The organism is Janthinobacterium sp. FW305-129 (assembly GCF_020858115.1).
Classification (GTDB): Bacteria; Pseudomonadota; Gammaproteobacteria; order Burkholderiales; family Burkholderiaceae_D; genus Janthinobacterium.
Map to the genome: position 1 here is coordinate 248,539 of NZ_JACYMM010000003.1, position 25,472 is coordinate 274,010.

Annotated in this window: 22 protein-coding genes; 12 read left to right on the forward strand and 10 right to left on the reverse strand. The window is 63.7% G+C overall.

What is annotated here, in order from left to right:
* Nucleotides 1–3: 3 nt before the first annotated feature.
* The 7 genes from IGS61_RS07465 to IGS61_RS07495 form a co-directional block, all read right to left on the reverse strand.
* Nucleotides 4–579: a HutD/Ves family protein gene (locus IGS61_RS07465; protein WP_230539005.1), complete on the reverse strand. Its 576-nt coding sequence runs from the start codon at nucleotides 577–579 to the stop codon at nucleotides 4–6.
* A complete protein-coding gene (locus IGS61_RS07470) occupies nucleotides 579–1,967 on the reverse strand; it encodes a formimidoylglutamate deiminase (RefSeq protein ID WP_230539006.1) in 1,389 nt (462 codons plus the stop codon). The genes IGS61_RS07465 and IGS61_RS07470 overlap by 1 nt, the downstream gene beginning before the upstream one ends.
* Nucleotides 1,952–2,755: an N-formylglutamate deformylase gene (hutG, locus tag IGS61_RS07475; RefSeq protein ID WP_230539007.1), complete on the reverse strand. Its 804-nt coding sequence runs from the start codon at nucleotides 2,753–2,755 to the stop codon at nucleotides 1,952–1,954. Before hutG ends, IGS61_RS07470 begins: the two co-directional genes overlap by 16 nt.
* 20 nt (nucleotides 2,756–2,775) lie before the next feature.
* The gene (gene hutH / locus IGS61_RS07480) at nucleotides 2,776–4,335 is read right to left on the reverse strand and encodes a histidine ammonia-lyase (RefSeq protein WP_230539008.1); all 1,560 of its coding nucleotides are present in this window, start codon (nucleotides 4,333–4,335) and stop codon (nucleotides 2,776–2,778) included.
* Nucleotides 4,336–4,354: 19 nt separating this feature from the next.
* Complete coding sequence (gene hutU / locus IGS61_RS07485) at nucleotides 4,355–6,058, reverse strand: urocanate hydratase (protein WP_230539009.1); 1,704 nt, start codon at nucleotides 6,056–6,058, stop codon at nucleotides 4,355–4,357.
* 106 nt (nucleotides 6,059–6,164) lie between these two features.
* Nucleotides 6,165–7,838, reverse strand: a complete 1,674-nt coding sequence (locus tag IGS61_RS07490; RefSeq protein ID WP_230539010.1) for an amidohydrolase — start codon at nucleotides 7,836–7,838, stop codon at nucleotides 6,165–6,167.
* 66 nt (nucleotides 7,839–7,904) lie between these two features.
* Entirely contained in the window at nucleotides 7,905–8,519 is a 615-nt protein-coding gene (locus IGS61_RS07495; RefSeq protein WP_230539011.1) for a GNAT family N-acetyltransferase, read from the reverse strand.
* A 158-nt stretch (nucleotides 8,520–8,677) separates the two neighbouring features.
* Here IGS61_RS07495 and IGS61_RS07500 point away from each other — a divergent pair, with 158 nt between their 5' ends.
* Genes IGS61_RS07500 through IGS61_RS07515 form a run of 4 tightly spaced genes read left to right on the forward strand, consistent with a single transcriptional unit; the run spans nucleotide 8,678 to nucleotide 11,185 of the window.
* On the forward strand, nucleotides 8,678–9,712 hold the full coding sequence (locus IGS61_RS07500) for a hypothetical protein (protein ID WP_230539012.1): 1,035 nt from the start codon (nucleotides 8,678–8,680) through the stop codon (nucleotides 9,710–9,712).
* Between the two features lie 19 nt (nucleotides 9,713–9,731).
* The gene (locus IGS61_RS07505; protein WP_230539013.1) at nucleotides 9,732–10,157 is read left to right on the forward strand and encodes a hypothetical protein; all 426 of its coding nucleotides are present in this window, start codon (nucleotides 9,732–9,734) and stop codon (nucleotides 10,155–10,157) included.
* Nucleotides 10,158–10,209: 52 nt separating this feature from the next.
* Nucleotides 10,210–10,668 carry a hypothetical protein gene (locus IGS61_RS07510; RefSeq protein WP_230539014.1) on the forward strand — a complete coding sequence of 153 codons (459 nt, stop codon included), beginning with the start codon at nucleotides 10,210–10,212 and terminating at the stop codon, nucleotides 10,666–10,668.
* A 13-nt stretch (nucleotides 10,669–10,681) separates the two neighbouring features.
* Nucleotides 10,682–11,185 carry a hypothetical protein gene (locus tag IGS61_RS07515; protein ID WP_230539015.1) on the forward strand — a complete coding sequence of 168 codons (504 nt, stop codon included), beginning with the start codon at nucleotides 10,682–10,684 and terminating at the stop codon, nucleotides 11,183–11,185.
* Between the two features lie 42 nt (nucleotides 11,186–11,227).
* Here IGS61_RS07515 and IGS61_RS07520 read toward each other — a convergent pair whose 3' ends face one another.
* The 3 genes from IGS61_RS07520 to ada form a co-directional block, all read right to left on the reverse strand.
* Nucleotides 11,228–12,904 (reverse strand): mechanosensitive ion channel family protein, encoded by a 1,677-nt coding sequence (locus IGS61_RS07520; RefSeq protein WP_230539016.1) that lies wholly within the window; start codon nucleotides 12,902–12,904, stop codon nucleotides 11,228–11,230.
* 75 nt (nucleotides 12,905–12,979) lie between these two features.
* Complete coding sequence (locus IGS61_RS07525) at nucleotides 12,980–13,717, reverse strand: 2OG-Fe(II) oxygenase (RefSeq protein ID WP_442908036.1); 738 nt, start codon at nucleotides 13,715–13,717, stop codon at nucleotides 12,980–12,982.
* Complete coding sequence (gene ada, locus IGS61_RS07530; protein ID WP_230539018.1) at nucleotides 13,666–14,721, reverse strand: bifunctional DNA-binding transcriptional regulator/O6-methylguanine-DNA methyltransferase Ada; 1,056 nt, start codon at nucleotides 14,719–14,721, stop codon at nucleotides 13,666–13,668. Before ada ends, IGS61_RS07525 begins: the two co-directional genes overlap by 52 nt.
* Before the next feature lie 191 nt (nucleotides 14,722–14,912).
* On the opposite strand from ada, the gene hutC reads away from it, so the two are divergent.
* The 8 genes from hutC (at nucleotide 14,913) to IGS61_RS07570 (ending at nucleotide 25,416) form a co-directional block, all read left to right on the forward strand.
* Nucleotides 14,913–15,632 (forward strand): histidine utilization repressor, encoded by a 720-nt coding sequence (hutC, locus tag IGS61_RS07535; protein WP_230539019.1) that lies wholly within the window; start codon nucleotides 14,913–14,915, stop codon nucleotides 15,630–15,632.
* A gap of 330 nt (nucleotides 15,633–15,962) precedes the next feature.
* Entirely contained in the window at nucleotides 15,963–19,286 is a 3,324-nt protein-coding gene (locus IGS61_RS07540) for a PAS domain-containing hybrid sensor histidine kinase/response regulator (RefSeq protein WP_230539020.1), read from the forward strand.
* A 73-nt stretch (nucleotides 19,287–19,359) separates the two neighbouring features.
* Nucleotides 19,360–19,818: a response regulator gene (locus IGS61_RS07545; RefSeq protein ID WP_230539021.1), complete on the forward strand. Its 459-nt coding sequence runs from the start codon at nucleotides 19,360–19,362 to the stop codon at nucleotides 19,816–19,818.
* Nucleotides 19,819–20,109: 291 nt separating this feature from the next.
* Nucleotides 20,110–20,436: a thioredoxin TrxA gene (gene trxA, locus IGS61_RS07550; RefSeq protein WP_071075390.1), complete on the forward strand. Its 327-nt coding sequence runs from the start codon at nucleotides 20,110–20,112 to the stop codon at nucleotides 20,434–20,436.
* A gap of 155 nt (nucleotides 20,437–20,591) precedes the next feature.
* Nucleotides 20,592–21,854 (forward strand): transcription termination factor Rho, encoded by a 1,263-nt coding sequence (gene rho, locus IGS61_RS07555; RefSeq protein WP_010401543.1) that lies wholly within the window; start codon nucleotides 20,592–20,594, stop codon nucleotides 21,852–21,854.
* A 234-nt stretch (nucleotides 21,855–22,088) separates the two neighbouring features.
* Entirely contained in the window at nucleotides 22,089–22,358 is a 270-nt protein-coding gene (locus IGS61_RS07560; RefSeq protein WP_034746247.1) for a type B 50S ribosomal protein L31, read from the forward strand.
* Nucleotides 22,359–22,511: 153 nt separating this feature from the next.
* Nucleotides 22,512–24,236 carry an ArnT family glycosyltransferase gene (locus tag IGS61_RS07565; RefSeq protein WP_230539022.1) on the forward strand — a complete coding sequence of 575 codons (1,725 nt, stop codon included), beginning with the start codon at nucleotides 22,512–22,514 and terminating at the stop codon, nucleotides 24,234–24,236.
* Between the two features lie 199 nt (nucleotides 24,237–24,435).
* Nucleotides 24,436–25,416 carry a choice-of-anchor A family protein gene (locus IGS61_RS07570; RefSeq protein WP_230539023.1) on the forward strand — a complete coding sequence of 327 codons (981 nt, stop codon included), beginning with the start codon at nucleotides 24,436–24,438 and terminating at the stop codon, nucleotides 25,414–25,416.
* The last annotated feature ends 56 nt before the right edge of the window (nucleotides 25,417–25,472 follow it).

Sequence of the window (25,472 nt, forward strand, 5' to 3'; positions counted from 1 at the left end):
TCCCTAGGTAAACAGGTCGACGCACAACACGGCCGAACGCTGCAAGGCATCGAGCCGCCATTCCTGCGCATCGTCGGCGTCCAGCAGCAGCGCATCATGGCGGGCCAGCGCGAACTGCTGGTCGCTTGAGCGCGCCAGCACGGCGCCATCGCCGGCGACAAACAACAAGGTCATCTCGCTGCGCCGCACCAGCCGGCCCGGGGCCGTGATTTTTTCCAGCTGGTGGCGGCAGCGGTCGCGCCGCGTCATCACATTGAAATCCGTCGTCGTCCCCTTGACCTGCGCCTCCACGGCGGCCTCGCCGGGAAACCACAGCATCGGCTGCGCCGCGCTCAAGGTCACCTTGCGCGTGCCGTCGAGCGTCAGCTGCACGCTGTCGCCATCGACCAGCATCAGGCTGCGGTCGATGCCGGGAAAGCTGGAAAACGGTCCGCTGGCCGTGATCGTCGCCAGGCTGATACGCCAGTCAAAATCGTCGAAACCGGCGTCCGGCGGAGAAATGGCGATTTCCGTCGTGCTGCCGCCGCCGTTTTTCCACGGCGCGGCGCGCAGGTATTCCTGTGGGATGAAGGTCGCCATCAGAGCGCCCTCAGTTGCGCCAGCGTACGCCGGTAGGCGGTGGCGATGGCGTCCTGCGCCACGTGGCGTCCATCGCGCACCTGCCACTGGCCGCCGCACAGCACGTCGCGCACCAGGTTGTCGTTGCCGCAGAAGAGTACGCTGCCCAGCACATCGGCGATGGCTACGCCGCACAGGTTCACGTGCGCGTCGTCGAGCACCAGCAAGTCGGCGCGGCAGCCCGGCGCCAGCGCGCCGAGCTTGCGCCCGGCCGCCTGCGCCCCGCCCCGCAAGGCCGCTTGCCACAGGTAGTCGCCCACATGGCGTTCATCCGGCGTGGCGGCGACATTGCGCTGCTGGCGCTGCAAGCGCTGGCCGTATTCGAGCCAGCGCAATTCTTCCACCGGCGACTGCGATACGTGGCTGTCGCTGCCGACGCCGAAACGCCCGCCGGCGGCGATGAATTCGGCCAGCGGGAACAGGCCGTCACCCAGGTTCGCCTCCGTCGTCGGGCACAGGCCCGCCACGGCGCCGCTGGCCGCCATCCGCGCCACCTCGTCGGGCTGCACGTGCGTGGCGTGCACCAGGCACCAGCGCGCATCGACGTCGAGCTGATCGTACAAATACTGCACCGGGCGCCGGCCGCTGTAGTCCAGGCACTGGCGCACCTCGCCCTGCTGCTCAGCGATGTGGATGTGGATGGGGCGGCCCGCGGGCAGCGCTGACGCCACTTCACGGATCTGCGCCACGCCAGCGGCACGCAGCGAATGGGGCGCAAAGCCCACTTCCACCTGCCCGCCGCGCTGCGGCGCCAGCGCCTCGATGATGCGCAAGACATCGTCCGCCCCCGTGCGGAAGCGCGCCTGCTCGGGTTTCAGCGGCTGTGCGCCGAAGCCCGCATGGCTGTACAGCACGGGCAGCATGGTCATGCCGATGCCGCTGAGGCGCGCCGCGGCCAGCACCCGTTCGGCCGTTTCGGCGGGACGCGCATACAGGGCGCCTGCCGCATCGCGCTGCAGGTAGTGGAATTCGCACACCGCCGTGTAGCCATGGCGCAGGCATTCGACAAACAGCTGCGCGGCGATGGTTTCCATCTGTTCCGGCGTGATGTGGCGCGCGAAGCGGTACATCAAGTCGCGCCAGGTCCAGAAGCTGTCCACTACATGATTAACCTCGTCGCCTGCAACCTCCGTCATGCCGCCCAGCGCCCGCTGGAAGGCATGCGAATGCAGGTTGACCATGCCGGGCAAGACATATTCGGCCACTTCCGCGCCGGGCGGCGGCGCGACGCTCTCTTTAATCTGCGTCAAGTCGCCGGCCGCGTCCCATTCCAGCAGCACGTCGCGGCGCCAGCCCTGCGGCAGCAGCGCGTGGCGCGCGAACAGACAGGTACTCAATGCGCCACCCATGCGACGGCCGCTTCCATCATCCGGCGCAGCAGCGGCTGCACCCGGGCCGCCAGGTCGGGCCGGTAGCCGAACGGCGCCGCCTCGTCCATGCCAGGTTCATTCATGTACAGGCACTGGCACATCTCGAGCTGGATCGCATGCACGCGCTGTGCCGGCTGGCCGTAATGGCGCGTGATGTGGCCGCCCTTGAAGCGGCCGTTGAGCGCCACGGTAAATTGTTCCTGCGCGCGCGCGATGCCGACCACGGCGGACGTCAGGCCCGCATCGCAGCTGGCGCCATCGGCCGTGCCGAAATTCAGGTCGGGCAGCTTGCCGTCAAAGAAGCGCGGCACGCGCGAGGCGATGGAATGGGCATCCCACAGCACCACGGCGCCATGCACGCGTAGCAGGCGGTCCAGTTCCGCGCGCAGCTGCGCATGATACGGCGCCCAGTAGCGCTGCAATCGGCGCTGCACGTCGGCCGCATCAGGCTCCTTGCCGGCCAGGTATAGCGGCTCGCGGTGGAAGGTATCGTTGGGCAGCAAGCCCGTCGTATCCTGGCCCGGATACAGATTCGTGTCTTCCTGCGGGCGGTTCAAGTCGATGGTGTAGCGCGACCAGCGCGCCGACAGCACGGACGCATCCATCTCCTGCAAAAAGCCATACAGCTCGCGCAAATGCCAGTCCGTGTCGGCCTTGATCAAGGCTTGCGGCGTCATGCGCGCGGCGATATCGTCCGGTATGTCGGTGCCCACGTGGGGCATCGACACGAGCAGCGGGATGCTGCCCTCATTAAAGCGGAAATCCATGCTTGTCTCCTTGCGCCCGCTCAAGCGTACAGCGGGGCGAACAAATTCTTGCAGGTGCTGCTCAACTCACCCTGCAGCACCATCTGCTTGGCCGCTTCGATATCGGGCGCGAAGAAGCGGTCGGCGTCGAAGAACGGCACCTTCTGGCGCAGCTGGTGGTGCACGTGCTCCAGGTGCGGCGAGGTTTTCAGGGGACGGTGGAAATCGATGCCCTGCGCGGCGGCCAGCAGCTCGATGCCGACGATGACGGCCGTGTTGTGCGCCATGTCGTCCAGGCGGCGCCCGGCGAACGTGGCCATGCTCACGTGGTCTTCCTGGTTGGCGGACGTGGGCAGGCTGTCGACGCTGGCCGGATGGGCCAGCGACTTGTTTTCCGACGCCAGCGCGGCTGCCGTCACGTGGGCGATCATGAAGCCGGAATTGACGCCCGGGTCGCGCACCAGGAACGGTGGCAGGCCGGAGAGCGTGGCGTCGATCAGCAGCGCGATGCGGCGCTCGGCCAGGGCGCCGATTTCAGCGATCGCCAGCGCCAGGGTGTCGGCGGCAAACGCCACCGGCTCGGCATGGAAGTTCCCGCCCGAGACGATTTCCGCCTGCCCGTTGGGGCCATCCTGGAAGATCAGCGGGTTGTCCGTGACGGCATTGGCTTCGATCAGCAGGGTACGGCCCACGTTGCCGATCAAATCCAGGCAGGCGCCCATGACTTGCGGCTGGCAGCGCAGGCTGTACGGGTCTTGCACGCGCTCGTCGCCCTCCAGGTGCGAGGCGCGGATGGCGCTGTTGGCCACCAGCTGGCGGTACATCTGCGCGGCCAGGATTTGCCCCGGCTGCCCCCGCACGGCGTGCACGCGCGCGTCGAACGGCGAGTCGCTGCCCTTGGCCGCGTCCAGCGACAGCGCGCCCGTGACCATGGCCGCTTCCAGCAGGCGCTCGGCCATGAACAGGCCATGCAGCGCCAGCGCGTTCGACACTTGCGTGCCGTTGATCAGCGCCAGGCCCTCTTTTGCCGCCAGCACGACGGGCGCGATGCCCGCCTGCGCCAGCGCTTCGGGCGCCGCCATCAATTCACCGTTGACGCGCACCTCGCCCACGCCCAGCATGGCCAGGGTCATGTGCGACAGGGGCGCCAGGTCGCCCGAGGCGCCGACGGAGCCCTTGGCGGGAATGGCCGGCATGATGCCCGCGTTGTACAGGGCGATCAGGGTGTCGACGATCAGCGGGCGCACGCCGGAAAAGCCGCGCGCCAGGCTGCCGATCTTCATCAGCATGATCAGGCGCACGACGGCGTCCGACAGCAGCTCTCCCGTGCCGACGGAATGCGACAGGATCAGGTTGCGCTGCAATTGCTCGAGCTTTTCATCGGGGATGCGCGTCTTGGCGAGCAGGCCGAAACCCGTGTTGATGCCGTAGGCCGCATCGCCCTTGGCGACGATGGCTTGCACGGCGGCGGCCGACGCCTCGATGACGGGATAGGCCTCGGCGGCGAGGATCAGTTTCGCGGGTGCGGCCCAGACGGCGCGCAGGTCGCCCAGAGTCATCGCGCCCGGTTTCAGGGTCCAACTTTTGGCATGCTGTGTCATAGTCATTCGAATCTAGGTCTCAAGGAAGCATTGGAAGAATCAAGCCGTTGCGCTTGGCGCAGGCGGCCGCTGTTTCATAGCCGGCATCGGCATGGCGCATCACGCCCGAGCCGCTGTCGTTGACCAGCACGCGCGCCAGGCGTTTCGCCGCCGCTTCGCTGCCGTCGGCCACGATGACCATGCCCGCATGCTGAGAATACCCCATTCCCACGCCGCCGCCATGGTGCAGCGAGACCCAGGTGGCGCCGCCGGCCGTGTTCAGCATGGCGTTCAGCAGCGGCCAGTCGGAGACGGCGTCCGTGCCGTCCTTCATGCTTTCCGTCTCGCGGTTCGGGCTGGCGACGGAACCCGTGTCCAGGTGGTCGCGGCCGATGACGATGGGCGCCTTCAGCTCGCCCGTGCGCACCATCTCGTTGAAGGCCAGGCCGGCGATATGGCGCTCGCCCAGTCCCAGCCAGCAGATGCGCGCCGGCAGGCCCTGGAAGGCGATGCGCTCGCGCGCCATGTCCAGCCAGTGGTGCACCTGCTTGTGGTGCGGGAACAGCTGCTTGATCTTCGCATCCGTTTTATAGATGTCTTCCGGGTCGCCCGACAGGGCCACCCAGCGGAACGGGCCACGTCCTTCGCAGAATTGCGGGCGGATGTAGGCGGGCACGAAGCCGGGGAAGTCGAAGGCATTTTGCACGCCCTGGTCGAACGCCACCTGGCGGATGTTGTTGCCGTAATCGACGGTGTGCACGCCCATGGCGTGGAAATCGAGCATGGCTTGCACGTGGGCGGCGCAGGAATCGGCGGCAGCCACCGTCAGGCGCGCGTGGCGCTGCGAGTCTTGCTGCGCGGCCTTCCAGTCCGACACGCTCCAGCCGCGCGGCAGGTAGCCGTTGACCAGGTCGTGCGCGGACGTCTGGTCCGTCACCAGGTCCGGCACCAGGCCGCCCGCCTTGGCCCGGCGCACCAGTTCCGGCAGCACTTCGGCCGCGTTGCCCAGCAGGCCGATGGAAATGGCTTCCTTGCGCTCCGTATGGTATTTCACCAGTTCCAGGGCTTCGTCCAGGCTGGCCGCCTGCTTGTCCAGGTAGCGCGTGCGCAGGCGGAAATCGATGCTGCTTTGCTGGCATTCAATATTGAGCGAAACGGCACCGGCCATGGTGGCGGCCAGCGGCTGCGCGCCGCCCATGCCGCCCAGGCCCGCCGTCAGGATCCAGCGCCCGCCCCAGTCGCCGCCGAAATGCTGGCGGCCCGCCTCGGCGAAGGTTTCATACGTGCCCTGCACGATGCCCTGCGTGCCGATGTAGATCCAGCTGCCGGCCGTCATCTGGCCGTACATGAACAGGCCCTGGCGATCGAGTTCGTTGAAGTGTTCCCAATTGGCCCATTTCGGCACCAGGTTGGAGTTCGCGATCAGCACGCGCGGCGCGTCCGCGTGGGTCTGGAACACGCCCACCGGCTTGCCGGACTGGATCAGCAAGGTCTGGTCGTCTTCCAGTTCGCGCAGCGAGGCGAGGATCTGGTCGAAGCAGGCCCAGTTGCGGGCGGCGCGGCCGATGCCGCCGTAGACGACCAGGTGCTGCGGATTTTCCGCCACTTCCGGGTCCAGGTTGTTTTGCAACATGCGGTAGGCCGCCTCGGCCTGCCAACTCTTGCAAGCCATGACCGTGCCGCGCGGCGCGCGGATGGTACGGCTGGCATCAAAGCGTGGATCGGTGTCCATTGTGCTGTTCATGCTGTCTCCTCGTAGGGTGCGAGCGGGCGTATTTAGCCCGCTCTTGTGCTCCCAGCATAGGTTGTCTATACAACCAAGTCAACAGGTTTTTGCAGCCGTCCAGCGCCTATTTTTTCTCGAACACGCGCTTGCCAGCCACCCACGTCTGCAGCACCTGCGTCTTGCCGATGGCCTTGGGGTCGACATTGAACAGATCCTGGTCGATGACGACGAAATCCGCCCATTTTCCCGCTTCCAGGGTGCCGATGACCTTTTCCTGGTGCGCCGCCCAGGCTGCGTCCAGCGTGAAGCAGCGTAGCGCTTGCGTCACCGTCATCGCCTGCTGCGGATACCAGCCGCCGGCCGGGAACCCCTCGCTATTTTGCCGCGTGACGGCCGCGTGGATGCCCTCGAACGGATTCGGCGACTCGATGGGGAAGTCGGAGCCGCAGGCGATGCGCGAACCCTGCTTGAGGAAGGTGCGCCACGCATACGCGCCCTTGATGCGCTCGTGGCCCACGCGCTGCTCCGCCATGTTCTGGTCGGACGTGGCGTGCGTGGGCTGCATCGACGGCACGATGCCCAGCGCCTTGAAACGGGGGATGTCGGATAATTGCACCACCTGCGCATGCTCCATGCGGTGGCGCAGGCCCACGCTATGGTATTGCGCGGTCAAGGCCTGGTAGCCGTCGAGGATTTGATGGTTGCCCGCGTCGCCGATGGCGTGCACGTTCACCTGGTAGCCGGCGCGCATGGCCTTTTCCATCTTCGCGCGCATGGCGTCATCTTTGAAGAACAGCAGGCCGCTGGTGGTCGGATCGTCGCTGTACGGCGCCAGCAGCGCTGCGCCGCGGCTGCCCAGGGCGCCGTCGGACAGCAGTTTGACGGCGCGCAAGGCGTACATGTCGCGTGCGTAGCTGGTCAAAGGGCCGTTTTTCGACAGCGCGTCGAAGTCTTCCGTCGTGTCGGCAATCATGCCGTACACGCGCACCGTCAGCTTGCCGTGATCCGCGTAGTCGCGGAACAGTCGGTCCTGCATCTGGCCGATGCCCGCATCGTGCACGCTGGTCAGGCCCGCCTGCGACAGCTGCGCCAGCGCGCCATCGAGGGCGGCGCGGTTTTCCACGTCGCCCGGCTTGGGCAGCACGGCGTCCATCAAGTCCATGGCATTATCGACCAGCACACCGGTGGCATTGCCATCCGCGTCGCGTTCTATCTTGCCGCCGGACGGGTCTTGTGTGGCGCGCGTGATGCCGGCCAGCGCCAGCGCGCGGCTGTTGGCCCATCCCGCGTGGCCATCGACCCGGCGCAGCCACACGGGCCGCACGCTTTCCGCCGCATCGAGTTCCGCGGCCGTGGGAAAGCGCCCCAGCTTCCAGATTTCCTGGTTCCAGCCATTGCCGACGACCCAGCTGCGCTCTGGATGCGCACGGGCGAAGTCGCCCACGGCCTGCACGGCGGCCGGCAACGACGCGGAACCGTACAGCATCACGCCGCTGGCGATCGTCCCCAGGCCGAACACGTGGCCGTGCGCGTCGATCAGGCCCGGCAACACGGTCTTGCCCTGCATATTGACGTGGGTGGCGCCCTTGGCCGCCTTGCGTTTCACCTGCGCGGCGCTGCCGACGGCGAGCAGCTTGCCCGCGTCGTCAAATGCCAGCGCCGTGAAGCGAATCACCTTGCCATTTGCGTCGAGCGTGTAGCCGTTGGCATTGTCGATGACGGTATCGGCGTGGGCGTGGGTCAGGGCGCCAAGGCAGGCGAGCGTAAGCAGGGTACGGCGCAAGGGCAAAGTCGGCATTTCCATCTCCAGGTCTTTTAGTCGTTAGCAAAAAGACGAGTGTATAGAAATTGGCAAAATGGTCAATCAGGCAGCAGATGATTGCCGCAGCATCAGCCAGTAATCGCAGCCCGTGACGGCTTCCGCGTAACGCCCCGCCACCACGAAACCCAGGCGGGCATAAAACGGCAGGCTGCGCTCATTGTAGGTCTCCAGGAAGCACGCGGCACCCGCCGCATCGACGGCCGCCAGGCCAGGCGCCAGCACGGATGCGCCCAATCCCCGCCCCTGCGCATCCGGGGCGATGCCGGCGATCGACAGATACCATGCGTGCTGCAGACCGTGCGACGCCAGCGCATGCTCCATGTTTTCGACGATGGCCGAAAAGTGTGCAAAGCCGCGCTCACCCAGCAGCACGCGCAAGGCATCCTCGCGCTGCGCGTAGGCGGTCTGACGCCGGGCTATCGGCGTATCCGTCGTCCAGATGGCCGCGCCATTGCGCCCGTCATCAGCCAGGTCGACGCGACCCGCCTGCCAGCCTTCGGCCAGTGCCAGCGCGAAGTAGGCTTCCAGCATGGCCAGCCGCGCCGTTTCATCCTCGCCGCAGGCCACCGTGACGGCGCGGTAGAACGGGTCGCCGATCAGGGCGGCGGCCAGGCTGCGGGCGGTGCGGGAGGCTTCGGTGTGGGATGGGCTGGACATGGGATCTCTTTCTTTTCATGAAAACGCCCGGCATCTTAACGCAAGCGCCCAGGCCTTGCGCCCAGTCAATACCTCCCCGCCGCCGCTGGCTTAGGCTGAGGTTTTAAGGCGGAGGTTCCATGGCCAGGCACCATGTCATCAGCACCACCGCGTGCGACGTGTTCTTCAAGCTCGTGGCCCACCAGAAGAAAAGCCTGGGCGCGCGCTTCGACAGCATGATCGTCATCACCTTCAGCGCCAACGGCCGACCCGTGCTGGGTGCCACCCTGCGCAACGCGACAAGCGGCTGCGAACTGCACCGCCTGGCCGGCCAGCCCGACGAATGCTGGTGCTGCGGCTACGACGAGCAGCTGGAATTCGTCTCGCAAGCCAACGTGCCGCTGGCGCACGCCGACTACCGGCTCACCTTGAGCAATGGCGAAACGTGGACGGGGACGACGGATGCGAAGGGACGCACGGGGCGCATCGCCAGCAAGCGGGAAGAGCAAATTACCCAGGCCGAATTCCTGCCGCACGCGGACAAATCGCCATGCTGCGCCGCCGCCCCGAAACACGCGGCGCCTGCAGTCAAGGTCATTCAGCTGGAAGGCATCAAGACGACCGACAAGGACGTCGGTTCGTCCGTCAAACAGGTCAAAGTCAAGGACAAGGTTCGCCCGCTGACCAGGGGCGAGATCGACATGGCGTGGATGCTGTTCCAGGATGCGATCGACTACAGCAAGGTCAAGGTGCATGGCGAGCCGTATCTATGGTTTGGCTTGCAACCGAAGGATGTGGCCATGACGCCGGATGGGGAGATTTACTTTCATGAGTCAGATTACAAAGAGGACTTTTCCAAAGAAAAAGATAGTCTGAAACACTGGTTTATGCACGAAATGGTTCATGTTTGGCAGTACCAACTCGGATATCCAGTAAAACTGCGGGGAGCCATTCGACTGGGGCTGGACTACAAATATACCTTGCTCCCCAAACAGAAATTATCCAGCCATGACATGGAAGCGCAAGGTGATTTACTGGCGGACTACTTTGTGCTGAAGTTTTTAACTTCCACTCGCGCCATGCGCCAACAACGCTATAAAAACTCCGGAGAACTGTTTAAAAAGGTACTCAATGATTTTTTTAACGACCGTAATAGCCCGAAAAACTTGCCTGGCAACGATATTGACCATGAGCCTATATTGGATATTCCCTGACACATGGGCATATTCCCGCATGGCAGAAGCAGTTATCCAGTCGGCGCAGGGCATGCCCTGCTTTTCCATTACAAAAAAGGAAGAGGCGCGCAATGGCCTGCCATTTCTTGGCGCACTCATGGTTTCAGACATGTCCGTGCAACCGGTAAAAGAAGTATGGGGATTCTCCCTACCGCCAGACAGGGCGTTACCCATCCGTGCCAGCACATGCATCCGCTATGGAAACCTGCCTACCGGCGCGACGGGCATACGCGCTGAAAAATTGATACCCGGACATTTCTATAGCGTATTCCTGAATGGCAGCCCCAAAGATCCGTCCGATCCAACCTATGGTTACCAAGGAAAATTCTGCGTGAGAGCTACGGCGGATGGCGGCCAGCAAGTCATCCCCATCAGCAGCGACATGCAGGCCTGGATCGATGAAGTCTGTCCGACGCCTCCTTAACATTATGTCCTTATGCCATAAAACACTGCTCATACTGCTCGTATTCTCGAGCATGAACAGCGACGCGCGCTCACGCATGGCCGATGCCGAAGTTACCTCGATCAATGGCGTGCCCTGCTTCAGCATTTCCAAAAAAGAAGAGAGGCGCAACGGCCAGCCCTTCCTCGGCGCCTTGAGCGTGTCCGACGTGACGGTCAAGCCAACGACGGAAATATGGGGGTTTCTCATGACGGACGATAAGAAAATTCCGCTGTCTTCAAAAAATTGCATTCCCTATGGGAATATTCCGGCTCATGCCGAAGCTGCGCCCGCGCCTGAATTGAAGACCGGCAGGGTGTACGAGGTATTTCTGAATGGCAGGCCAGCCGATCCTGCCGATCCCACCTATGGATATGTGGCAAAGTTCTGTCTCGTACAGCAGGTCTCTGCCAAGCCACGCCTCGTCGTCATCAAAAGCGATACACAGGCCTGGATGGATGATACGTGCCCAGCCAGAAATTCTTCCCGATAACGCAAGGCATGCCATGAATCATCGCCACCTTATTCTTTGTCTGCTGGCGACCTTGACGAGCACGGATGCCTCGGCGTGGTCGCGCATGGGCACTGCCGCCGTCATGACTGAGGCTGGCCTTCCCTGCTTCAAGATTGCCAGCGAAGAGGAGCGCTCAAGGGGGCCTGTCAGCCTGAAGATGCTGACGATCAGCACACCTGGGCCGAATGGCTGGAAAGATGTATGGACGGTCATGTTTCCCAATGCCTCGTTTGGCGATCCCAGCTATCGTCTGCCAAACAAGGGATGCGTGCGCTACGGCAAGGCCCCCGAGGGGGCCGAGAGCAGCGATGCCGCGCCGCTGGTGGCGGGAAAAGTGTATGGCGTATCCTTCCTGGGAAGGCCGCCATCCGCGTCCGATCCCACTTCGCGCTACTCCGCAGATTTTTGCCTGCTCACGGCACCCGCCGGGGGTTTCCAGGTGATTCAGCTGACAAATGGCAAGAATACCTGCGCTCCCGAAGAAAAACCAAGATAGCGCGTGCCATTGCATCCGTCACGCGCAGACCACGCCTCGCGTTCAAGACTTGGGCTGAACCACCTCAATCGATTCCTCCCCCCGCTTCGCAGGCGCCCTGAACCATTCACCGGGCGGCACCACGTGCGATTCTTTCGGGTCGTCGATGTAATGCGGCGAGGTGATCTGCACGTCGAATTCGTTGAAGACGTCGATGATGTTCTGGTGCAAGCGGTTCAGCACTTCGGCGCGCTGGCGGGGGACTTCGGCGCTGGCGTAGGCGACGAGGCGGTATTGCACGTAGTAATCCTGCAAGGCCAGCTGCATCACGTACGGTTTCGGCGTGGTCGACAGCTCCGTCGTGCGCGACGCGGCCAACTCCAGCATGGCGTGCACTTGCCGCCACGGCGTGGCGTAGCCGATGGTGACGGTGGAGTCGAGCACGAAGCCGCCGCCGGGCTGGGCGCGCGAATAGTTTTTCGTCGTTTGCGACATCACCCACGCGTTCGGCAAAGCGACCTCTTCACCTAGTCCCGTGCGCAGGCGCGTCTCGAACATGCCGACGTCGACCACGGTGCCCTCGCTGTCGCCCACGCGCACATATTCGCCCTTGCGCAGGGCGCGCGTGTACATCAGGATCAGGCCGCTGGCGCCCTGGCCCACGATGCTCGACGCGCCGATCGACACCATCAGGCCCACCAGCACGGAGAGGCCCTGGAAAGCGGCCGTGTGCGAACCGGGCAGATACGGATACGCCATGGCCAGCGCGAACAGCCAGATCACCACGCTGGCGATGCGGCGCGTGGGCAGGGCCGTGTCCTTGTCCAGCCAGCCGATCTGCAATTCGCCGCTTTCCACGCGCTTGAACAGCGAAGCGGCCGTGGCGGCGATCAGGCGCGCAATGGCGAAGATCACGCACACCAGCACCAGCCCCGGCAAGGCGCCGATGATGGCGTGGAAGACGTCGGCCGCCACGTCGAACAGGTAGCCGCTCAGGCTTTCGCCCCACGAGCGCGTGTACGGCAGGCGGCCCAGCACGAAGGCGGCCCACAGATAGGTGGCCATCAGGCGCAAGCCCCACAGCACGGCGCTCAGCAGTTGATAGGCGAAGGCGATGTAGTGCTCGGCGTCGAGCACGCGCACGTTTTTCAGGCGCACGTCGCGCAGGCGAGAAGCCAGCAGGATGCCGCTGCGGCGCTTGGCCCAGCGGTACAGACGCGTCAGGCCCAGCCACACGAGCCAGAACACGAGGGTAGCGGCCGCGCACACGGCGGCGGCGATGGCCAGGTAGCGCCAGCTGCTCTGCTCGCGATAGTCAAAGACGGCCTTGCTCAGTTCCTCGGCCGCCGTTTTCGCCACGCTTTCCGTCGTGTCGCCGGCCAGCAGGTTGACGTCGCCAGGCACGACGACGAACAGCTGCACGCCGTCGAGCAGCACCTGCGTGCCTTCGGGAATCATGCGCGTGCTTGCCTGCAAGGGGCCGTTCTTGGCCAGCACGCCGTCCAGGCGGCGCTGTGCGCCGATGGCCCGTTCATCGGGCGGATAGCCGGCCAGCGCGGCGCGGAAGACGAACACCTTGCGGTTGGCGAACATCAGCGGCGCCGTCCTGGCCGCCGCGGCATGCGCCGGCGCGATGGCGGTCGCAGCCTCCGCAACGAGCGATGGCGCAGCGTCCTGCGCATGGGCCACGGGCAAGAGGAAGATCGTCAACAGGCACAACAGGCGGAGCAACGCAGACATGGCAGAAATGAAAGAGTGACAAGGAGTAGCCATCATGCCATGTAATTGCGGAAACTCAAGCGCCGCACCTACCGTTCAGCTCGCATCATGGAAAATGATGCCCAGGGTGTGGCGCATGCCCGAGCGCAGGCGCGACACGCCATGGCGCATGTTGACGCGGTAACTGCCCCGGGTGCCGTTGACGGGACGCTGCGCGACAGGAAAGATCACGGCGTCGCCCTGCGCCAGCGGCACGACCTCCAAGCGCGACTGCATGCGCGGGCGCTGCTCCGTCAGCACGAACTCGCCACCCGTGAAATCGACTTGCGGGCGCGACAGCAGCACGGCCAGCTGCAGCGGAAACACGTGCTCGCCATACAGGTCCTGGTGCAGGCAGTTGTAATCGTCCTTGCGGTAGCGCAAGAGCAAGGGCGTGGGCCGCGTCTGCCCCGCCGCATGGCAGCGCGCCAGGAAATCGGCGTGACTGGACGGAAAGCGCGCTTCCAGGCCCATGCTGGCGTGCCAGCGGTTGGCAATCGCCGCCAGCGGCCCGTACAGCTGTTCGCGCAAGGCGGCCACCACAGCGGGCAGCGGATACGCCCAGTACTGGTACTCGCCCTGGCCGAAACCGTGGCGCTGCATCACCACCCGGCTGCGAAAGCGCGACGCATCGTCGTACTGCGCCGCCAGCGCCGCGCAGGCATCCGCAGCCAGCAAGCCCGGCACGACGGCGCAGCCGTATTGATTCAGCTCATCCTCTATCTGCCCCCAGTCCAGCGCCCTCACCGTCCGCCCTCGCGTTCCAGCAACGCCTGCTTGCGCTCCACGCCCCAACGGTAGCCGGACAGCGCGCCATCGTTGCGCACCACCCGGTGGCAGGGAATGGCGACGGCCAGGGCATTGGCGGCGCAGGCGCCCGCCACGGCCCGCGCGCCTTGCGGGGCGCCGATGCGCCGCGCCAGTTCGGCATAGCTGACCGTGCTGCCGGCAGGAATCTCGCGCAAGGCTTGCCAGACGCGCTGCTGGAACACGGTGCCGCGCACGTCGAGCGGCAAGTCCAGGCCGATCGCCGGCGCCTCGACGAGGCCCACCACCTGCGCCACCGTCCGTTCATAGTCAGGCTCGGCGCCGCGCAGTTCGGCCCGGGGAAAACGGTCCTGCAAGTCGCGCAGCAGCACTTCCGGGTCGTCGTCGATCAAAATGGCGCAGATACCCTTGTCCGTGCTGGCCACGAGGATGGCGCCCAGCGAGCAGGCGCCGATGGCAAAGCGGATCACGGCGCCGCTGCCGCCGTCGCGGAATGCGCCCGGCGTCATGCCCAGCAAGCCCGGCGTGGCCGCGTACAGGCGGCCGCTGGAATTGAAACCGGCCGCATACAACGTTTCCGTGACGTTCGCCGCGCCCTGCAAGCCGGCCTTCAGGCGCTCGCCGCGCCGCGCCGCCGCATAGGCTTTCGGCGTGATGCCCGTGTGCGCCTTGAAGACGCGGTGAAAGTGAAAGCGGCTCATGCCGGCCGCATGCGCCAGGCTGTCCAGGTCGGGCAGCTCGTCGCTGGCGTCAATCAGGCGGCAGATATCGGCCACGATGGCCGCCTGGCGCTGGGCCAGGGGTGGCAAGTCCGGTTTGCAGCGCAGGCAGGGGCGGAAACCGGCCGCCTCCGCCTCTTCGCACGTGGCGTGGAAAGCCACGTTGCGGCGCAAGGCGGGGCGCGCCGCGCAGGAAGGGCGGCAATACACGCCCGTCGTGCGCACCGAGTAATAAAAAACGCCGTCGGCGTCGGGGGCGCGCCGCTGCAGCGCATCCCAGCGTTCATCGTCAGTCAGATAAGCGTATTCCATGGCGAACTCCGTGCAAGTCAATGGTAAGCAATAGTAAGTTCGCAGCATAACCAGCGCCAGGGCGCGCCACACTCCGGCGCTTGCTTTTGAATTCAAAAAAAGGCTGGCGGCAGGCATCGCGCTCGGTGCTAAAATCGGCCATCGCGCCTCCAGCCGGCGGCGCGCCCTGCCCGCGCCCCGGAGAAACCGCATTGGACGATCACAATACCCAGGAAAATACGCCCATTTTCCAGCGCATCAAGGATTTTCTGCTGGCCGGCATCGCCGCCGGACGCTGGAAGGAAGGCGACGTGATTCCCTCCGAGCAAGCCCTGGTGAAACAATTCGGCGTCTCGCGCATGACGGTCAACCGCGCCGTGCGCGAACTGACCAGCGAGCAAATACTGACGCGGCGCCAGGGTTCCGGCACCTATGTGGCGCAGCAAAAATACCAGGCGACCTTGTTGGAAATCAAGAGTATCGCCGATGAAGTGCGCGCGCGCGGGCATATCCACCGCAGCAGCCTGCAATTGCTGGAGCGCACCAAGGCGTCCGATTTGCTGGCCAAGCAATTCGGCCTGCCGCCGGAGCACCCGCTGTTCCATTCGCTGATCGTGCATTTCGAGAACGGCGTACCGATCCAGGTGGAAGACCGCTGGGTCAACCCCGAGTGCGCGCCCGACTACATGACGCAGGATTTTTCCAGCATCACGCCAAACGAATACCTGATGGCCGCCGCCCCCCTGCAAGGCGCCACTTACAGCATCGAAGCGCTGTCGGCGCCGCGCGACATCGCCGAAATGCTGGCCATCGACACGAAACAGGCGTGCCTGGTGCTGCGCCGCCAGACGCGCTCGGGCGGCAGGATCGCCTCGATCGCCACCATGTGGCATCCCGGACACCGCTATCAGTTTGCGGGAAGTTTCGCCTGAGGCTATCAGCTCAATTGAGTAGCACGATTTCGCGCCAACTTTCTCACGAATTCTCACCAAATCGCGAAAAAAACAGCCATTCCGGGGCAAAAAAAATCCCGTTTTGGCTGTTTCAGAACTTAACTACTCCGACTAAATATTCGATGCTATAGTTGCCGCCAGAAAGCGCCGCAGGCGTTTATTTGAACGCGCATCATGCACTGCCAGCCCCGTCCAATCACGCCCCAGAAAGGGATGCATTTGTCGTATTGCAGCCACACGAGTTTCGGCGCACCACGCCCACGGCGCCCTGCGCTGCGCCGGCTCGCGCGTACGATGCTGGCGGCGGGCATGGCATTCTCGCTGCCGGTGCAGGCGGCGGCACCCGGCATGGCGCCGGCACTGCTGTGGCCGTATGCAGCCGCCAGCGCCACCGCCCTGGCGGGACTGGCTTGCTGGCAAGCCTGGCGCCTGCGCCGGCAGTTGCAGCGCCAGCCCCTGCCCGCCCATGCCCTGGCCGAACACGATGCCATGCAAGCCTTGCGCGGCGCCATCATGGCTGGCTGGACCTGGCGGCGCCAGTCCGACCGCCTGCAATTCGCGCCCCAGTACCAGGACGTGCTGGGCGACAAGAATGCCAGGCTCGAGCATGCACTGGCCGACTGGCTGGCCGAAGTCCACCGCGACGACCGCGCACGGCTGAGCCTGGCCTTTCGCCAGCATCTGGATGGGCAAGCGCCCGGCACCTTCAATTGCGAATTTCGTTTGCGCCACAGCGACGGCCACTGGCGCTGGCTGCTGGCGCGCGGCGCCGTGCTGGCGCGTGCCTCGGATGGCGCCGCCACGCAGGCCAGCGGCATCGTCTGCGATATCAGCGAGCGCAAGCAGGACGAGGAATCGCGCATGCGCTCGATGCTGGAAGCGGCGCCCGAAGCCATGCTGGTGGCCGACGTCGAGGGCAAGGTGCATTACGCCAACCAGATCGGCGCGCGCTGCTTCGGCTATCCGCTGGCCGAATTGACGGGCATGTCGCTGGAGCAATTGGTACCGGAAAGCACGGCCAGCCACTCCGTGGGCGACCCGCAAGGGCGGCACAGCCTGCCAGGCCGGGTGATGATGGCGCGCCGCCGCGACGGCACGCATTTCCCGGCCAAGGTCAGCCTGTCGCCGCTGCGCATGGCCGGGCAAGTGTTTTCCATCGTCTCGCTGCGCGACATGACGCAGCGGCAACGCGCCGAGGAAGCGCTGCACGCCAGTTCGGAACGCTACCGCCTGATCGTGCAGACGGCTGCCGAGGGCATCTGGATGACGGATGCGAACGGCAAGACCACCTTCGTCAACCCGAAGATGGCGCACATGCTGGGCTACACGGTGCAGGAAATGCTGGGCCGCCCCCTGCTCGACTTCATGGACCGCGACAGCCAGCTGCTGATGCAGCGCCGCCTGGCCAGCCACGGCAATGCCGCCAGCCAGCCGGACCAGGTCGATTTCCGCTTCTTCCGCAAGGACCAGTCCAGCCTGTGGGGCTTGCTGTCGAGCACCAGCATCCAGTCGGACAACGGCGAGCCGGGCGGCACGCTGGCGATGATTACCGACATCACGGAACGGCGCCAGGCGTCGATCGCCCTGTCGAACTCGAGCCAGCGCATGGCCTCCGTCTTCGGCGCCGTGACGAATGGCCTGGTGGTGCAGGACAGCCACGGCCACATCCTGGAAAGCAATGCCGCCGCCGAGCGCATGCTGGCGGCCAGTCCTGCCGGCAACAGCCTGTGGCAAGCCATCCGCGAAGACGGTTCCGCCTTCGACCAGCGCAGCCATCCCGTGCACATCACCCTGTCGACGGGCGAGGCCATGCGCGACGTGCTGATGGGCGTGCAGCAACCCGACGGCAGCCTGTCGTGGCTGTCCGTGAATACCGAGGCCATCCGCGATGAATACGGCAAGGTGGGCATGGTGGTGGCCAGCCTGACGGACATCACGTATCACAAGCGCAGCGAGAGCGCCTTGCGCGAGCTCAATGAACATCTGGAAGAGCGCGTGGCACAGCGCACGGAGCAGCTGGACCAGGCCAAGCAGGTGGCCGAAGAGGCGAGCCTGGCGAAGGGACAATTCCTGGCCAACATGAGCCATGAAATCCGCACGCCGATGAATGGCGTGATCGGCATGGCCTACCTGGCCCTCAAGACGGACCTGGAACCGCGCCAGCGCGACTACCTGGAAAAGATCCGCTTCGCCGGCGAACATTTGCTGGGCATCATCGACGACATCCTCGACATCTCGAAAATCGAGGCGGGCAAGCTGGAAATCGAGCGCGTCAACTTCAGTTTCGACCATGTGGTGCAAACCCTGATGACGGTGGTGGCGCCGCGCGCCGCCGGCAAGAACCTGGAATTGCTGTTCGAAATCGACCCGCAGTTGCCCGCCGTGCTGGTGGGCGACCCGTTGCGCCTGGGGCAAGTGCTGATCAACTACGCCAATAATGCCATCAAGTTCAGCGAACAGGGCAGCATCACCGTGAAAGTGCGCAAGGTGGTGGCGGACGCCAGGCACTGCCTGGTGCGCTTTGAAGTGTGCGACCACGGCATCGGCCTGTCGCAGGATGAAATGAGCAAACTCTTCCAGTCCTTCCAGCAAGCCGACACCTCCACCACGCGCGAGTACGGCGGCACTGGCCTGGGCCTGGCCATCTGCAAGCAGCTGGCGCAGCTGATGGGCGGCGACGTGGGCGTCGACAGCCGTCCCGGCGCCGGCAGCACCTTCTGGTTCACGGCCAACCTGGGCATTTCCGACCAGGCGGCGCCCGCCATGCTCGACAGCATGGTGCAGACGGCGGCCGCCATGCGCGCCAGCGCCGACGCGGCCCTGGTGATGCGTACGCTCAAGCATGCGCGCATCCTGCTGGTGGAAGACAACACTTTTAATCAGCAGGTGGCGCTGGAATTGCTGGAAGAAGCGGGCGCCTCCGTCTGCCTGGCCAACAATGGCGAAGAGGCACTCGATTTGCTGCGCCAGACGCAGTTCGACTGCGTGCTGATGGACGTGCAGATGCCGCTGATGGACGGCTTGCAGGCGACGCGCCACATCCGCGCCGACCCGCAGCTGGCGCACCTGCGCGTGCTGGCCATGACGGCCACGGCCACCAGCGAAGACCGGGTGCGCTGCCTGGACGCGGGCATGGACGATTTCATTTCCAAGCCCATCCAGCCGGCCATGATGTACCAGACCATCGCCAGCTGGCTGCCGGCGCGCGACACGCCGCCACCGCCGGCGCGCAGCCGCGCCGCGCCCGCCTTCAAGACCACGCTGGCGGGCGATCCTCAGGTGATCGACCTGTCCATCCTGGCAAAGTTGCTGGGTTACAACCCGGAAAAGGTGCGCAAATTCGCCTTCAAGTTCCTGCAGACAACGCAGGATGGCTTTGGCGACATCGATGCGGCGCTGGCGCGCGGCGACGTGCACCAGGTGCGGGAACTGGGGCACCGCATCAAGTCGTCGGCGCGCACCGTGGGCGCCCTGGGACTGGCCGAGCTGTGCCACAACCTGGAAACCCTGGCGCCGGGCGAACCTGCCGACGAGGCAGAGCGGGCCCGGCGCATCGTCGCGCGCCTGTGGCCCCTGCTGGAACAGATTACCGAACAAATCATGAATAACACCAGCTTTGCCAATGACGATTAGCTACCGCCAAATTCCGTTAAGGCAAGGTATCGGCATCGACAGCGATGCAGCATATCAATAGAAAGACAGGACGATGAACACTGTATCAAACCAAGCAAGCCGGGAACACAACGAAGCAGGCCTGGCGCCATTGCGCGTGCTGCTGCTGGACGATGACGTCTTCATGCTCGACGTGCTCAGCGACATGCTCGAGCAAATGGGGCCCTTCGACATCCGCTGCGAGTCGCACAGCGAACAGGCGCTGGCGACCCTGAAGCAGCACCAGCCCGACCTGCTGATCTGCGACCTGTCCATGCCCGACATCGACGGCATCGAATTTTTGCGCATGGCGGCGGACAATGGCTTCCGCGGCGGCGTGGTCCTGCTGTCGGGCCTGCATTCGGCCGTGCGCCTGGCAGCCGAACGCCTGGCCGTGGCCAATGGCCTGCATATATTAGGCACCTTCCGCAAGCCGATGGAAAGCGCGGAATTGCAGCTGATGGTGAACTTGCAACTGCAGCACACGGCGCGTCAGGCCAGCGTACAAGCCTGATCGCGGAGGGCGGGCATGGCGCTGCAGGCCAGCAGGCATGCGGCTTTGCCGCCCTGCCGGCACGTGCGGGGACGATATGCCTCAAGTTTTTCTGCAATAATCGCCACGCTTTGAAAAAATGGGTTATTATTTCAGCCATCCCCGCCTGCATACCTCTGGTCGCACCTTCCAAGAACATTGAAGTCGTGCCCATTGCCCCCATCTGCTAGCTGTACTCCAGGAAGCATGGATGGCGAACCAGCGTATGGTGAATTCCAGGCATTATTGATCCCACCCTCATTTGAGGAAAATATGAGCGAAAATATCAAACACATTAGCGATGCATCTTTTGAAGCAGACGTCCTGAAATCCGACTTGCCCGTCCTGGTGGACTTCTGGGCCGAGTGGTGCGGTCCCTGCAAGGCCATCGCCCCGATCCTGGAAGAAGTGGCCAAGGAATACGCCGGCCGCATCGTGATCGCCAAGATGGACGTGGACGCCAACCAGGCAGTGCCTGCCAAGTTCGGCATCCGCGGCATCCCGACCCTGATCCTGTTCAAGGATGGTGTTGCAGCAGCTCAAAAAGTGGGCGCCATGGCCAAGGGCCAGTTGACCGCTTTCGTCGACAGCAACATTTAATGTATGATAGGCAGCGCTGCGCCCGCAGCGCCGCCTGACTGGATAGACCGGGAAGCACTTTGCCATCATTCGTGCACAGCCTTCCCCAATAATTAATCAACGCCACGCAGTCCCCTCCCCTACCTTTACATCCCGTCTCGGGACACTCAACACATATGCATTTATCCGAACTAAAGGCCTTACACGTATCCGCCCTGCTTGAGATGGCGATCGGTCTTGACATTGACAACGCAGCCCGCTTGCGCAAACAGGAGCTGATGTTCGCTATCCTGAAGAAACGCGCCAAGTCCGGCGAACAGATTTTTGGCGACGGCGCCCTGGAAGTGCTGCCTGACGGCTTCGGCTTCCTGCGCTCGCCCGACGCCAGCTACATGGCGTCCACCGACGACATTTACATCTCCCCTTCGCAAATCCGCCGCTTCAATCTGCACACCGGCGATTCGATCGAAGGCGAGGTACGGACCCCGAAAGATGGCGAACGCTATTTCGCACTGGTCAAAGTAGACAAGGTCAACGGCGAATCGCCGGAAGCCTCGAAGCACCGCATCCTGTTTGAAAACCTGACGCCGCTGCACCCGAACGAGCCGCTGCGCCTGGAACGTGAAATGAATGGCCAGGAAAACATCACCGGCCGCATCATCGACCTGATCGCCCCGATCGGCAAGGGCCAGCGCGGCCTGCTGGTGGCATCGCCGAAATCCGGCAAATCCGTGATCCTGCAGCACATCGCGCATGCGATCACGGCGAATCACCCGGACATCACCCTGATCGTGCTGCTGATCGACGAACGTCCGGAAGAAGTTACCGAAATGCAACGCTCCGTGCGCGGCGAAGTCGTCGCCTCGACCTTCGACGAGCCGGCCACGCGCCACGTGCAAGTGGCCGAGATGGTGCTGGAAAAAGCCAAGCGCCTGGTCGAAATGAAAAAAGACGTGGTCATCCTGCTCGACTCGATCACCCGCCTGGCGCGCGCCTACAACACCGTCATCCCTGCCTCGGGCAAGGTCCTGACCGGTGGTGTCGACGCGAACGCGCTGCAACGTCCAAAACGCTTCTTCGGCGCCGCGCGCAATATCGAAGAAGGCGGCTCGCTGACCATCATCGCCACGGCGCTGATCGAAACGGGTTCGCGCATGGATGACGTGATCTTTGAAGAATTCAAGGGTACCGGCAACATGGAAGTGCATCTGGAACGCCGTTTGGCCGAAAAACGTGTCTATCCGGCAATTAACCTGAACAAATCGGGTACCCGCCGCGAAGAACTGCTGATCAAGCCGAACGAACTGCAAAAAATCTGGATCTTGCGCAAGTTGCTGTACTCGATGGACGAGATCGAGGCGATGGAGTTCATTCTCGACAAGATGAAAGCCACGAAGAACAACGCAGAGTTCTTCGACATGATGCGCCGGGGCGGTTAATTTGCTGTGAACCCGTGAACCGCCGGGGTCGGACCCTGAGGGTCCGACCCCAGTTTCCGCCTTGGGTTATCGATACAAGCCGCTCATTGAGCGGCTTTTTTATTGCCTGCTGCGGGAAAGCGCTATATAATCGACGGTTGCATTATTTTAAACCCTGGCAAGTGATCGGCAATCGGGTCAAGAAGCAGGACGACCGACGAAGTGCTGTTTGGCTACCAAACTAGAGAGAAGACCATGAAAGTCGATACCCATCCAGAATACCGCGAAGTTGTTTTCCACGATCTGTCGTGCGATTTCAAATTCGTTACCCGCTCGACCATCCAAACCCGCGAAAAAATCACCCACGACGGTAAAGAATACCCACTGGTGAAGATCGAGGTTTCGGCTGAATCGCACCCATTCTTCACGGGCAAGCACAAAATCGTCGATACCGCCGGTCGCGTCGAGAAGTTCCGTCAGAAGTTCGGTTCGGTTGGTTCGAAAACCGCAGTCGCAGCAGGCTGATTTTTGCCGCTTTGCGGCAAAAAAGGGCAGCTTCGGCTACCAGAGAAAAAGGCAGCCACGGCTGCCTTTTTTGTCTTTGGCCGCTTTACTTTATACTCGCGCATACCCGACGCCATTCGTCGCGTCTTGCCACTATTCTGATACCGATTATCAATGAAGCCAGTCCGCCTTCCCGCCGCTGCCACACTCGCGCTGCCACGATGGGCCTTGTTTGCGCTCGGCCTGCTGTACATCCTGCCTGGCCTGATCGGCCGCGAACCGTGGAAGAACGATGACGCCGCCAGTTTCGGCATCATGTGGACCATGGCACATGGCGGCCTGAACGACTGGCTGTGGCCCAACGTGGCCGGCCTGTCGCTGCCCGATGAAGGCCCGCTGGCCTTCTGGCTGGGCGCCATCTTCATCAAGCTGTTCGGCTGGATCGACGGCGACGTCTTCGGCGCGCGCATGTCGACCATCGGCATCTTCGTCGTCAGCACCCTGTCCGTCTGGTACACGGCCTTCAATCTGGGCCGCCGCAACGACGCCCAGCCGCTGCGCCTGGCCTTCGGCGGCCAGCCGGAGCCGGACGATTTCGGCCGCACCCTGGCCGATGCCGCCGTGCTCATCTACCTGGGCTGCCTGGGCCTGCTGCAGCACAGCCACGACATCACGGCCGAAGCGCTGTACGTCTCCCTGATGGCTTATTTGCTGTACCGCGCCGTGCGCTACATGGAAGGCCCATCCGTGCGCAATGCGGCCCTGCTGGGCCTGGCGATGGGCGGCCTGACCCTGGCGCGCGGCTGGATCACGCCGGCGGCGCTGAGCATCGCCTTGCTGCTATGCACCGTCTTCCTGCGCCTGCCCTTGCTGCGCAGCATACGCCACCTGGCGCTGGCCATCCTGATCGGCGTCGCGCTGACCCTCGTCTGGCTGCTGCCGGGCGAATGGCTGCAGCCGTACGGCCATTCGCCGCTGCAAGCGTGGATGGAATGGAATTGCCGCCAATTCAGCGCGCCCAGCCTGAAAAGCGTGCAATATTTCTTGCGTGTCGGGATCTGGTTCTTCTGGCCTGCCTGGCCGTTCGCCGCCTGGGCCGTGTATGCCTGGCGCCGCCAGCACCACGTGCTGCATATCGTCGTGCCGCTGACCTTTGTCGCCATGCTGGCCATCCTGGGCCTGTGCCATCCCGATCCCGACCCGAGCCAGCTGCTGCCCCTGCTGCCGCCGCTGGCCGTCATGGCCGCGTTTGGCTTGCTGACCATGAAACGGGGCGCCATCAACGCCATCGACTGGTTCTCCGTGATGGTGCTGACCATCTGCGCCCTCGCGCTGTGGCTGTTCTGGTTCGCCATCCTGACGGGCTGGCCGCCGAAACTGTCGCACAATGCCCTGAAACTCATGCCGGGCTTCAAGCCTGAACTGGACTTGCTGGCCTTTTTCGTGGCCGCCTGCGCCAGCGCCGGCTGGGTAACGCTGGTGCACTGGCGCATCTCGCGCCAGCCTGCCGTGCTGTGGCGCGCCGTGGTGCTGTCGTCCGGCGGCCTGATCCTGATCTGGGTGCTGATCATGACCCTGTTCCTGCCGCCGCTGAACTACAGCAAGAGCTACGCCAGCGTGGCGCACCAGATTTCCATTCACCTGCCGCCAGGCAGCAGTTGCATCAACAGCAACGTCGGCGCCGCACAGCGCGCCTCGTTCGCCTACTTCGGCCACCTGCCGTTTGCCAGCGTGGGGCAACAGCAGTGCGATGTGTTCCTGTTGCAAGACAGCATCAAGGTTCCCGACAGCAAGGAGAAACTGCCCGAGCACCATGGTGCGGACTGGATCAAGCTGTGGGAAGGGCGCCGCCCCACGGATGACGTGGAACGTTTCCGCCTGTACCAGCGCGTCAGGTAGCACATGAAAAGAACCGGGCTAGCCCGGTTTTTTCTTGCCCGTAAAGCAAGCTTTGCAAACAGCAAAAGTGTTGCTTTTAAATATACTTAATTACCTAAATTGAACTAAAATTGTTTTTTAGATTATAATGATGGCTTGCGCGATGGCGGTGTCTTGCTTTCCCGCCCGATTCGTCCCCCCATTCACCATGAGATTGTCCATGAAATTATTTGCTACACGCACCTTGCCGCTCATCAGCGCCGCCCTGTTCGCTTTCTCCTTCAGTGCCTCGGCCCAGGCGACCGTGATTGACCTCGGCGTCGCCAACGGCTACTCGGCCTTCATCTTCGGCAACATCGGCAGCGGCTCGGCCAGCGGCTTCACCAGCGTCAGCGGCAGCCTGGCCGCTGGCGGCAATATCTACCTGGACAACTACAACGTTGGCACGAATAAAAAACCAGGCAGCGCGACCAACGCCATCGTTGCTGGCGGTAACCTGAACACGGGCTGGGGCACCATCGTCGGTTCCTCCGTGTATGGCGTCAGCAACCCCAACGCCACCTTGACAGCCCCACAATGGTTCCCAACCAGCAACATCAGCAAGGGCAATGCCTCCACCCTGGACTTTGCGGCCGCCCAGCAACAGCTGACGACCCTGTCGGGCGACGTTGCCAAGCTGCAATCGAACGGCACCGTGATTTCGCAATCGGGCGGCTTCAAGCTGGTGGGCGACGTCAACGCCGACGTGAATGTCTTCACCATCGCTGCAAACGACCTGCATAACCTGACCCTGGACGTGTCGTCGCTGAAAAGCACGGCCAGCATCATCATCAACGGCACGGCCACCAACATCACCATGAGCGGCGGTTTCGACAATTTCGGCAGCTTCGCCGACCGCACGCTGCTCAACTTCGCCAATGCCACCACCACCAACCTGAACAACGTCGGCATCAACGGCAGCATCCTGGCGCCGAACAGCGCGTTTTCCGGTTCGGGCAGCATGAACGGCACCCTGGTCGCCAATTCGGTCAGCTCGATCAATTATGGCCACGTTTCCATGAACGGCGCCGGCTTCAACACGGTGAACGTGTCGGCCGTGCCGGAACCAGGCACCTACGCCATGCTGCTGGCCGGCCTGGGCTTGCTGGCCTTCGTGCGCCGCCGCACGCCAGCGCGCGCACCGCAAGCGCAACTGGCTTAAGCTTTACGCAGGATCAATAAAAAACACCGGGCCGCGCGAGCGTCCCGGTGTTTTTT